We start from the raw sequence: 11,623 nt of genomic DNA, 5'->3' as shown, positions 1-11,623 counted from the left end.
TACCAATAGACTCTATAAGTAATATCTGAATATCTTCAAATCCAATTTAACCTTTTTTAAGTATGTCTTGATGATGAGATTTTAATCACTTATTAGTGATTTTTTTTATTTTTACCTCTTGACATACTTACCGGTTGCTTATATAAATGCATTTATTCTATAATATTTAATTCTTTTAACTCGTGATAGAGTCTAGATAACGGGAGCCCCATCACAGTAAAATAATCCCCATTGATGGTTTGAATAAATTTTGAACCAAATCCTTGAATTGCATAAGCTCCAGCTTTATCTAATGGTTCATTGGTTTTAATATAATCTTCAATTTCTTTTTCTAAAAGCGGATAAAAAGAAACATTTGTTTTTGTGTAAAAAGATTTAGATATTTTTTTTGAAATAATTGCACATCCCGTCACAACGGTATGTGTGTTTCCAGAAAGCATGCGAAGCATTCTTCTGGCATCTTCTAAATCTTTTGGTTTTCCAAATACTTCGTCATCAATATACACCAGCGTATCAAATCCTAAAACAACTCGATTTTGATGTTTAGCAAAAACATCTGTGGCTTTTTGAAAAGCCAAATCTGTCACAAGTTCATCTTGAGGCAAGTCTGGATTGATTACTTCTTCAATTTCACTTTTTACAATTTCAAAATCAAGATCTAATAATTTAAAAAGTTCTTTTCTTCTTGGTGAACTACTAGCTAAAATAATTTTTTCCATAATTAACCTCCGTTATTTAATTTATTATATCATAAATTATAAATTCGATTTCAAGAATTTATTTGATCTCAAAAAAAACAAAATAATTAGCACATAACCATCACATATACTTGATAAAATGCTAGTTGTTTCGTTTTTCTTGAGAAATTCACTTATTTCTTCGAAAAAATTTGTCAGTTGCCCGAAAAATTGATACAATAAGAGTAATCTAATGTAAGAGGTGATGACTTTGAATCTAGTAATGAACGAAAATTTAATTCAAACTAACGATTTCTTAGTCGTTGCGATAAGCGGTGGAATTGATTCTATGGTTTTGCTTCAAGTGTTAAATGAGATGAAACAAAGAAAACAATTAAAACTATTTGTGTGTCACATTAATCATCATAAAAGAAATTCAAGCAATAAAGAAGAGGCTTTTGTAAAAGAAGTTTGCAAAGTCTTTGAAATTCCTTTTAAATCCTTTTCCATTAACAAAGCCACAAAATCGAATTTTCACGATGATGCAAGAAATCAACGCTATGAATTTTTTTATAGTTATGCAAAAGAAGTTAATGCAACAAAAATTGTTTTAGCTCATCACGCAGATGATCAAGCTGAAACAATATTAATGCGACTTGTAAGAGGTTCAAGCTTTGTTGGTTATAAAGGCATTCCTGAATGGATTCCTTATAAAGATGTATTAATCATTCGGCCTTTATTAACCACTTCAAAAGAATCCATTGAAGCTTATCAAAAAGACATGAAAGTTTTATATATGGAAGACGAATCCAACCTAGAAAATAATTATACCAGAAATCGTTTTCGACATCTTATTTTGCCTCAATTAAAAAATGAAAATCCGAAAATGCTAGAAAAATTTAATCAATTTTCAGAATACATCTCCGACGCTTATGAGTTTATTCAAAAAGCAAGCAACCAATTTATTTTTTCATGCATAACGAAAGATAAAGATCGTTTCTTAGTGAATCAAAACGATTTTTTGTCTTTAGATAAAATCATTCAAAAAGACGTCGCAAAAAAGCTTATCGATCTTGTATCAAATAATCAAGTTGAACTATCTTATCAAAACATTCAAGATATTGTAAATGTGTTTTATAATCAAAAACCACATTTAGAATTAAAGCTAGATTCTGCTTTGATTATATTAAAAAGTTACGACGAAATCTCTTTTCAAAAATCAAAACCAGTTTATTTGGACTTTGAATTTACTCTTAACCATTTTGGAAAAGTTATTTTGCCCTCAGGAGATACCATTGTCATTTCAGAAAATAGTTGCAATTGTGATGGTAAATCTATTGAATTATGGTATAATAATCTCGATTTAATTTTTCCGATAACTGTGAGAAACAGAAAACCTGGAGACAAAATTACGTTTCCATTTGGCTCAAAAAAACTAAAGGATTTTTTAATTGATCAAAAAATTCCCAAAAGAATCAGAGACTCTTTTCCAATAGTTTTGTCCAAAGAAGGAGATATTCTTTGGATTCCCGATATTTATCAAATACCTATACAAAAGGGCAACTACAAACTGTTTCTAAGTTTCCAGAAAGGAATATAATATGTTAGAAAAAGACATAGAAAAAATTTTGGTTTCAGAAAATGAAATTAAAGAAATTGCTATTTCATTAGGAGAACGCATTACCAAAGATTATCAAGGAAAAAAACCAATCATTATCGGATTATTAAAAGGCTGTATGCCTTTTATGGCCGAATTGATAAAACACATTGATTTATATTGTGAAATAGAACTTATGGGTGTTCAAAGTTATCACGGTGGCATTAAATCTTCCGGAGATATCAAAATCACTAAAGATTTAGATGTTCCCGTTGTGAACCGCGATGTCATTATTGCTGAAGATATTGTTGACACCGCAAAAACAATTGAACTCATTAGAAAATTACTTTTACATAGGGGCGCTACTTCTGTTGAAGTGGTTACTCTATTAGACAAACCTAGCGGACGAGTTGTTCCATTTACTCCAAAATACATTGGCGTTACCATTCCAAAAGAATTTGTGGTTGGTTTTGGTTTAGATTACGATGAATGTTATCGAAATCTACCCTATGTAGGTATATTGAAGCAAAGCGTTTATAAGAAATGATTCAAGGAGGAAGAATATGGCAGAAAATAAAAGTCAAGTAAAAAAACCATTTAATAATAGGACCTCTCATTTTTTAATGATTGCTCTTTTGGTTTTACTTGCTATCTCAATAATATTTAGCTTTGGTACAATGAATTCTCCAGAAGAATTACGAAATGATGAATTTGTGACTGTTTTGAATAACCAAGGAATTGCAACCGTTTATGTTACTCCATTATCTGGTGATTCAAATTATCGAGCGTATAAAGTTACTGGTGCTTTAGTAGATACAAGAAATTATATTACCTACTTAGCAAACGATGACGAACTAGCCACTGTTTATGGAATCATTAACGTACTTAATACCGATAGTTTTGCAACAAATGACGTAATATATACCTTCGTACCTGCTGCAACATATAGCTTAATTAATATTATATTCCCAGTCATTTTGGTTGCAGGAATTGTGATTATGCTTGTCTTTATGATGAAGGGCGGAAATAACGCGAACAAACAAGCTTTTGATTTTGGAAAAAGCCGCGCAAAATTAAGCAAAGGTCAAAGAACTACTTTTGATGACGTTGCTGGTGCTGATGAAGAAAAAGAAGAATTAGCTGAAATTATTGATTTCTTAAAGAATCCAAAAAAATACATAGAATTAGGCGCAAGAATTCCCAGAGGCGTCCTTTTAGTTGGGCCTCCAGGAACTGGAAAAACATTAATTGCTAGAGCCGTTGCCGGAGAAGCAAATGTCCCTTTCTATTTTGTAAGTGGATCTGATTTCTTAGAAATGTTTGTAGGAGTTGGAGCAAGTAGGGTAAGAGACATGTTTAAAACCGCAAAGCAAAACGCTCCTTGTATTCTCTTTATCGATGAAATCGATGCAGTTGGTAGACAAAGAGGAACTGGGCTCGGTGGAGGACATGATGAAAGAGAACAAACTCTTAATCAACTCTTAGTTGAAATGGATGGATTTGGACATAATTCAGGCGTTATCATTTTAGCAGCAACGAACCGAGTAGACATCTTAGACCCCGCATTAATGAGACCTGGTCGTTTTGATAGACAAATTTATGTAGGAACTCCAGATATTAAAGGTCGAATCGCTATCTTAAAAGTTCACTCTCGTAAAAAGAAAATCAATCCTACTATTACCTTTGAAGAAATTGCAAGAAGAACTCCAGGATTTACAGGAGCCGATCTAGAAAACTTGATGAATGAATCTGCTTTACTTGCTGCAAGAGAAAATAAAAAACAAATTGAAATGTCTCATATTGACGAAGCAGTAGACCGGGTAATGATGGGACCTGCTAAAAAATCAAAAGTCTTTAGTAAAAAAGAAAGAAAATTTATCGCTTTCCATGAGGCAGGCCACGCAGTGGTTGGAATCAAATTAGAAAACGCTAATATTGTACATAAAGTAACAATTATTCCTAGAGGACAAGCCGGAGGATATAACCTCATGCTTCCAGAAGAGGAACAACAATTTTTACAAACAAAACAAAATTTATTAGAAATGATTACAGGATTACTTGGTGGTAGAGTTGCTGAAGAATTTGTTTTTAATGAAATTTCTACTGGCGCTCATAATGATTTATTAAGAGCAACAGCAATTGCAAGATCGATGATTACCGAATATGGAATGTCGGATAATTTAGGCCCTGTTACTTACGAACAAAATACAGGAGCCGTCTTCTTAGGAAGAGATTATGGCAAAGATAAAAACTTCTCTGAAGCCATTGCAACTGAAATTGACAAAGAAATAAGAGGCATCATTCACGAATGTTATGAATCAGCAAAAAAAGTAATAAGCGAAAACGAAAGTTTACTTCAACAAATTGCTCATTACTTATTAGAGGTTGAAACATTAACAAGAGAAGATATTGATGAAATCGTTAAAACCGGAAAATTAAACAGGTGGGATAATATCCTCGCAACTGATACCGTTCCAACTGAACCCGAGCAAAAAGAAATTGTAAACGAAAAAACAGAAGAAAGAAAATTCGAATAAAGTGTGAGGGATACTTCGAGTATCCCTTATTCAATTGGAGGATTGTATGCGATTAGATAAGTATTTAAAAGTATCAAGAATCTTTAAACGCAGAACCATTGCGAAAGAAATCTCAGCGAATAATCGAGTTTACATAAATGACAAAGTAGCTAAGCCTTCTACTTTGGTTAAAATAAACGACATCATTAAAATTATTTATGGAAACAAAGAATTTACTGTGAGAGTCTTAGCTCTTGCAAATCAAGCAAATAAAGAGAATGCTTTAAGCATGTATGAAGTCCTAGAAGAAAAAAATACAAAATAGCAACCTAGAATTCATTGATAAAATGAGTTTTATTCTGTATAATAAGAAATAGATTAGGTTTAAAAGGAAGTGTTAGCTCGTGAAAAAAATTATAGGCAGTATTTTTGTGTTATTTATTTCTTTAATGACTTTTTCTTGTACAAATCAAACCATATTTTATGATGTATACGTAACTGTATATCCAATACAATACGTTGTAGAAGAAATCTTTAAAGGCACTACATTAACGGTAGGGATTGTTCCTGGCGTTTCTTCTCATCAAGATTCAATTGACTGGTCCCCAAAAGAAATTATTGCAATGACAGAAGCAAGTTATCTATTTTATGTTGGAGCTAATTACGACCAATATGTTGATTTCCAAATCAACAGTATCTTTACAAATAAACCGGTTGAACTAGTAAAAATTGAAGATGAAACAAGTTATATTCAATTTATTGAAGGCGTAGTCCATGTTCATGAAGATGAAGTAACTACTGAATCTGAAGTAAATCTTTTAGGCAATGACCCTCATTTTTGGATAAGTCCTTTAAAAGTTCAACAAGTAGCAACTTTAGTCTATGATAAATTAATTTTAAAATATCCAGACATTAAAGATTTAATGAAAGCAAATTATGATCAATTAATTCTTAATTTACAAACGTTAAGCGATTCTTTCAAAGAAGTGATTGACCAATCGGAAAAGACCATTTTAACTTCTACTAATTTATATGGATACCTTGCTTATGATTATGGATTGTTATACCTTTCCATTTCTCCTGGGTACCATGAAGAGTCAGAACAATTTACTACTCAAGAAAAAGAAGAGATTGTCGCAGAGGCTATCTTACATGAAATTCAATACATTATTTATGAAAGAAACACTACTTCTCCTCTTTCAAACGCGGTCTTTACTACATTAGAAAATTTAGGTTATAATCCAATTAAGTTAGAATATGATATTTTACAATCTTTAACAAACGATGAAAAAGCTGAAGGAAAAGATTATATCACTGTAATGTATACCAATTTAGAATTATTGAAATTAGCAACTGGATATATAGAATAGGAGCAACTATAAAAATGGAATATAAACTTACAGAACAAGAAATAATACGAAGACAAAAGGCCGATGAATTAAAATTAAAAGGCATAGACCCTTACGGACAACGTTTTGATAGAACTCATAATACTCTTACCTTTAAAGAGGATTTTTCAGTTTACACCAAAGAAGAACTTCACGAAATAGCTTCTCCAGAGATTGTTAAAATTGCTGGAAGACTTATGACGAAAAGAGATAAAGGAAAAGCTGGATTCGCTCATATTCAAGACCAATATGGCAGAGTTCAAATTTATGTTCGAAAAGATGTTATAGGCGAAGAAGACTATGACATTTTTCAAAAAGGCGATTTAGGTGATATTGTTGGAATCGAAGGAAGTGCAATGGTCACAAATACTGGAGAACTATCAATCCGTGTCACTAAATACACTCACCTAGTCAAAGCATTAAGGCCTTTGCCCGAAAAATTTCATGGTTTAGTTGATATCGAAGAAAGATACCGCAGAAGATATGTCGATTTAATTATGAATGACGAATCAAAAGAAACCCTTATTCTGCGTTCTAAAATCATTCAATCTATGAGAAATTACTTAAATAATCTAGGGTATTTGGAAGTAGAAACGCCTATTTTACATCCAATTTTAGGTGGCGCAAATGCAAGACCGTTTATTACTCATCACAACGCACTTGATATGCCATTTTATTTACGAATTGCTCCAGAACTTTATTTAAAGAGATTAATTGTTGGCGGTTTTGATTGCGTTTATGAAATTGGTAGATTATTCCGAAATGAAGGCATGGACATTAAACATAACCCAGAATTCACTACCATTGAATTGTATTTAGCTTATAGCGACTTACAAGGAATGATGGATTTAAGCGAAGATTTAATTTCTTCAATCGCCCTTGAAACCATCGGGAGAACAACCATTCAATATGGCGATAAAGAAATCAACCTTGGCAAAGGTTGGAAAAGAATTCATATGGTCGATTTAATTAAAGAACAAACCGGCATTGATTTTTTCCAAATTCATGATTTTGAAGAAGCCAAAAAACTCGCTTTAAAAAATCATTTAAAAGTTGAACCTCATTTGTTTAGTGTTGGCCACATTGTAAATCTTTTCTTTGAACATTTTTGTGAAGATTCCCTTATTCAACCTACTTTTGTATATGGTTATCCAATTGAAGTGTCTCCTCTTACAAAAAAGGATCCAAAAGATGAACGATTTACACAACGTTTTGAGCTCTTTATTGATGGAAGAGAATATGCAAATGCGTATACCGAATTAAATGATCCTATCGACCAAAAAGAACGATTTGAAAATCAACTAAAAGAAAAAGAATTAGGTAATGTCGAAGCAAACGAAATGGATATTGATTTTGTGGAAGCATTAGAATATGGAATGCCGCCTACAGGTGGTATTGGTATTGGAATCGATCGTCTTGTCATGTTAATCACAAATAGCTCCTCTATTCGAGATGTATTATTATTTCCACATATGAAAACTAGAGGTAAATAAAAACACATAAAAAAAGCGTTGAAGGGTTCCTTCAACGCTTTAAATTTATTCTTCTTTATCTTCTTCTTGCGATTCTTCTGTATCAATCATAAGCGGATCTTCTTCTATCACTTCGGGTTGTTGCTCTGAAACGACGTTATCCCCTTCTACAATTAAATAATCTTCAATGTTTACACTACCTTGAAACATTTGTTTTGCTTTTATAGCCATATGGTGTTCTTTTCCATTCGCAATAATAAAAGCTAAACATTTATCCATTTCAAGAATATCATTTAATTTTTTATAGTAAATTGCCATTCGGTAATTATAGACTAATTTCGTTGAAATATATCCGTCGTTTCTTGTAAAATGTTTATCAATGACATCTTTATATTGGTCTAAAGATACATCTACATTTTTAATAGCCTCCAAAATTTCTAAATAGCTTGCGGCAAATCCTTGATATTTTTTTGCAACTCTTAAACTCACATTTTTAATTCGTTCAATCGAAAAATCAACTGTTTGAATGTCATCTATTTCAACTGCGGCATAACCCGTGAACGAAAAGATTAATATGTGATATACCGTATTTAATCGATTTAATTCAATTGAATTTAAAGTTTTTATCGCGTCTTCGTATTTCCCGCTATAATATTTGGCCATACCTAAATACATCATATACATTGCTTTGATGTTTTTGGTTGCTGCGTTATTTACACCTTCTTGAGCTAAATGTTCAGCTCCACTAATATCCAAATCATAATCTACTAACATATTAAATTTGTTCGCGAACATTTGAATGGGTCCACTTAAACGATATTTGATAAACATATATCCAATGGTAGAAATTAAGAAAATCCAAATCCAATCTAAAAAGTAGTGAAATGCATTAATCGTAATTAAGGCTACTGGCACAAGTATGACAATAACTAAAGAAAGTACATATTGTTTTCTGTTCATTGTTTTTCTCCTTTTTTTATATATCGTTTCCTAATACAAAGTCTTCTGAATCTTCAAAGAGATACAATCCTAATGTTTCAGCGACATCAATAAAAATATCAATAACGCCATAAAATTCAAAATAATTATCTCCAATGATCGTTTTTAGAGAATCATCAACGAATAGTTTATAGGTCAATGGAATTTCTTTTTTCTCTTGAATAATCGCATAAGATTCTTTTAATAATTTATCAAGTTTTTCTTTTTTAATTGCAATCTTTTTTTCAGCAATTTCATACCTAATATCTTCGATATACAAAAGACTATTAATCACAACGTCGTATTCTAAAAAGTGATGAAAATCATTTTTAAATACTGTTTCTAAATAGATTTTACATGTTTCAATTTGATCGTGTAAATATTCTAATCCCACACTAAAAATCTTTTCTAAATCATCTGTGAAATCAAGTTCTTTTTTTTGAACAGCTTCATTCACAAATTGTAGAACTTCGTAAACCGGCATAAAGCGTTCATAAAGCAAAGAAGTGTGTTCCTTTAATTTTAAATAAAAATCAGAGTTTTCAGTGTTCCAAGAAACGTATTCTTTTAAGAGGTCGCTCATCAATTCCACCGCCTTAGAGATATTATACTATTTTGTAAAAATAAAAACCACAATTAATTTGTGGTTTTTTTGTGATTAAGCTTGATTGACAGAACCAAATAAAGTCATTTTATCTCGAACAGATTGTTTTATGGCTTCAACACCTGGAGCCAATAATTTTCTAGGATCAAATCCTTTGCCCTGTAAATCTTTTCCAGCTTCGATGTATTTTCTCGTTGCTTCTGCAAATACTAATTGGCATTCTGTGTTTACATTAATTTTAGAAACACCCATTGATATTGCTTTTTTTATCATATCGCTTGGAATTCCTGTTCCTCCATGAAGCACCAAAGGAACACCTTTTGTTATATTATTTACTTCTTGTAAAACATCGAAGTTTAGACCTTTCCAGTTCTCTGGGTATTTACCATGAATGTTCCCAATTCCTGCCGCTAAAATAGTTACACCTAAGTCAGCAATCATTTTACATTCGTTTGGATCTGCAACTTCTCCCCCACCAATTACTCCATCTTCTTCTCCCCCAATTGCGCCAACTTCTGCTTCAATTGATAATCCAAGTTTTTTTGTTAATGCTACTAGTTCTTTGGTTTTTTCAATATTTTCTTGAATAGGATAATGAGAACCATCAAACATTATGGAAGAAAATCCAGCTTCAATAGCCGCAAAAGATCCTTCATAAGTTCCATGATCTAAATGAAGAGCTACAGGAACTGTGATTTTAAGTGAGTCTACCATAGCTTTGACCATTGCTGTAACAACTTTATATCCCGTCATATATTTTGCTGCACCTTCAGAGACTCCAAGGATGACAGGTGAATTTAATTCTTGTGCTGTTTGTAATACCGCTTTAGTCCATTCTAAATTATTTATATTAAATTGGCCTACTGCATATCCGTTATTATATGCTTTCAATAACATTTGTTCTACTGAGACAATACCCATATTTGTTTCCTCCTAATAATATTATTATCGTATATATTATACAAAAAAATGATAAAAATGTAAAGATGATTAGCTGGTTTAATCAAATTGGCAAAAAGAAAAAGGTTATTATATTTAAGATAATTTTTATCTATAAATTCATAACCTTATCGATTTTTAAATTCCTGATACTGGCATGGATTTTACTTTAATTGAAGGACAAGTAATTCCAAAATATCCAGTTTTTAAATCATTTGCAATTTCGACAATATTTAAAAGCATTTCAATAAAGTTTCCTGCCACAGTAATTAAAGCTACTGGTTTTCCTAAAACTCCGTTTTCGATAACAAAGCCCATTGCTTGTAAAGAAAAATCTCCACTAATTGGGTTTGCCCCTGCATGTGCGCCTTGAACATTTGTAATAAATATTCCATCTTTCACAGAAGCTATTAATTCTTCCTGTGTTTTATTTCCTGGTAAAACTTTTAGATTTATTGGCGAAATCGATCCTCCAAATCCATTTCCAGTAGATTTAACATTATCTCTTTTAGCGCTAATTAAATTATGAAGATACGTATCTAACTGACCTTCTTTAATCAATTCTTTGTAAAAAGTCGCAACTCCTTCATCATCAAAGGATCTACTACTGCTACTTTTTTTCATAAAAGGATCATCGACAATCGTGACTAATTTGGATCCGATTTGTTGGTGTAATTTCCCTTTTAAAAGCGATAACCCTTTTTGAACAGCTTCTGCAGAAAAGATGTTTTCAAAAGCAGAAAGAAGTACTGCAAATGCGTCTTTATCAAAAACGATTTCATAATTTTTTGAAGGAATTGGTTTTGCTCCTAATGATTTTACTCCAGATTCAACAATCGATTTTGCAAGTGAAGTTGAGTCAAAATCAACAAATTCATTACTGACAGTCAAATCAAAAGCAGTTCTTTGATCTGTTTCATCTTTTACAATTACTTGACCACCAAAATAAGCTGAATTTACTTTATTATATAATTTTAATCCTTTTGTATTTTGCAATAAAACTGATCTTGTTGTTTCGGAATACATCGATTCAACAAAAGTAACTTTTGAATCCAAGTTATGAAATAATTGATCCAATTCTTTTACTTTATCTATTTTTCTCTTAACATCCATTGAGAATAATTCTTCATTAAATAATCCATCAAGCGCTTCGTATTTTGAGTCTCCTTCATAAATAATTGCATCATCTAATGAGTCCACAATTTTAGCATTTAAAATGATGTTTTCAATGATTGTATCTATAAGATCATCTTCCATTACCTCAGTAACATAGGTGCCCATTTTTCCATTGAAAATGCCTTTTATTACCAAACTAGATGTATCTGCAATTTCATATTTATCAACTTCACCATTAAATACATCGATACTTAATTGATTGTTGTCTGCTAAAAAAACTTGAACATCTGTTATTCCTTTTTGCAATGCTTTTTCAAATAGTTTATCAATATTCAT

General features: G+C 31.4%; 11 protein-coding genes. 6 read left to right on the top strand and 5 right to left on the bottom strand.

From position 1 onward, the window contains the following. Positions 1-152: 152 nt before the first annotated feature. Positions 153-719, bottom strand: coding sequence for a septum formation inhibitor Maf (gene maf / locus KJ971_01585; protein ID MBU1144535.1), 567 nt, complete (start codon positions 717-719; stop codon positions 153-155). Positions 720-948: 229 nt separating this feature from the next. Between maf and tilS the strand changes: the two genes are divergently transcribed. The 6 genes from tilS to lysS all read left to right on the top strand — a co-directional run bounded on the left by tilS (position 949) and on the right by lysS (position 7,671). Further along, on the top strand, positions 949-2,277 hold the full coding sequence (gene tilS / locus KJ971_01580) for a tRNA lysidine(34) synthetase TilS (GenBank protein ID MBU1144534.1): 1,329 nt from the start codon (positions 949-951) through the stop codon (positions 2,275-2,277). Position 2,278: 1 nt separating this feature from the next. Beyond that, a complete protein-coding gene (gene hpt, locus KJ971_01575) occupies positions 2,279-2,821 on the top strand; it encodes a hypoxanthine phosphoribosyltransferase (GenBank protein ID MBU1144533.1) in 543 nt (180 codons plus the stop codon). Between the two features lie 76 nt (positions 2,822-2,897). Next, positions 2,898-4,811, top strand: coding sequence for an ATP-dependent zinc metalloprotease FtsH (gene ftsH / locus KJ971_01570; GenBank protein MBU1144532.1), 1,914 nt, complete (start codon positions 2,898-2,900; stop codon positions 4,809-4,811). A 46-nt stretch (positions 4,812-4,857) separates the two neighbouring features. Beyond that, positions 4,858-5,115: an RNA-binding S4 domain-containing protein gene (locus KJ971_01565; GenBank protein ID MBU1144531.1), complete on the top strand. Its 258-nt coding sequence runs from the start codon at positions 4,858-4,860 to the stop codon at positions 5,113-5,115. Between the two features lie 79 nt (positions 5,116-5,194). Continuing rightward, the gene (locus KJ971_01560) at positions 5,195-6,160 is read left to right on the top strand and encodes a zinc ABC transporter substrate-binding protein (GenBank protein MBU1144530.1); all 966 of its coding nucleotides are present in this window, start codon (positions 5,195-5,197) and stop codon (positions 6,158-6,160) included. Positions 6,161-6,174: 14 nt separating this feature from the next. Next, on the top strand, positions 6,175-7,671 hold the full coding sequence (lysS, locus tag KJ971_01555) for a lysine--tRNA ligase (protein ID MBU1144529.1): 1,497 nt from the start codon (positions 6,175-6,177) through the stop codon (positions 7,669-7,671). A gap of 45 nt (positions 7,672-7,716) precedes the next feature. Here the strand turns inward: lysS and KJ971_01550 are convergent, their stop codons facing one another. The 4 genes from KJ971_01550 to KJ971_01535 all read right to left on the bottom strand — a co-directional run bounded on the left by KJ971_01550 (position 7,717) and on the right by KJ971_01535 (position 11,623). After that, a complete protein-coding gene (locus KJ971_01550; GenBank protein ID MBU1144528.1) occupies positions 7,717-8,610 on the bottom strand; it encodes a hypothetical protein in 894 nt (297 codons plus the stop codon). Positions 8,611-8,626: 16 nt separating this feature from the next. Next, positions 8,627-9,211 carry a hypothetical protein gene (locus KJ971_01545; GenBank protein ID MBU1144527.1) on the bottom strand — a complete coding sequence of 195 codons (585 nt, stop codon included), beginning with the start codon at positions 9,209-9,211 and terminating at the stop codon, positions 8,627-8,629. Positions 9,212-9,286: 75 nt separating this feature from the next. Then, positions 9,287-10,153 (bottom strand): class II fructose-1,6-bisphosphate aldolase, encoded by an 867-nt coding sequence (fba, locus tag KJ971_01540; GenBank protein MBU1144526.1) that lies wholly within the window; start codon positions 10,151-10,153, stop codon positions 9,287-9,289. Positions 10,154-10,309: 156 nt separating this feature from the next. Continuing rightward, complete coding sequence (locus KJ971_01535; protein ID MBU1144525.1) at positions 10,310-11,623, bottom strand: TldD/PmbA family protein; 1,314 nt, start codon at positions 11,621-11,623, stop codon at positions 10,310-10,312.

Source organism: Bacillota bacterium, from assembly GCA_018818595.1.
Lineage (GTDB): Bacteria > Bacillota_I > Bacilli_A > Izemoplasmatales > Hujiaoplasmataceae > JAHIRM01.
This window is presented reverse-complemented; position numbering and strand designations above follow the sequence as displayed.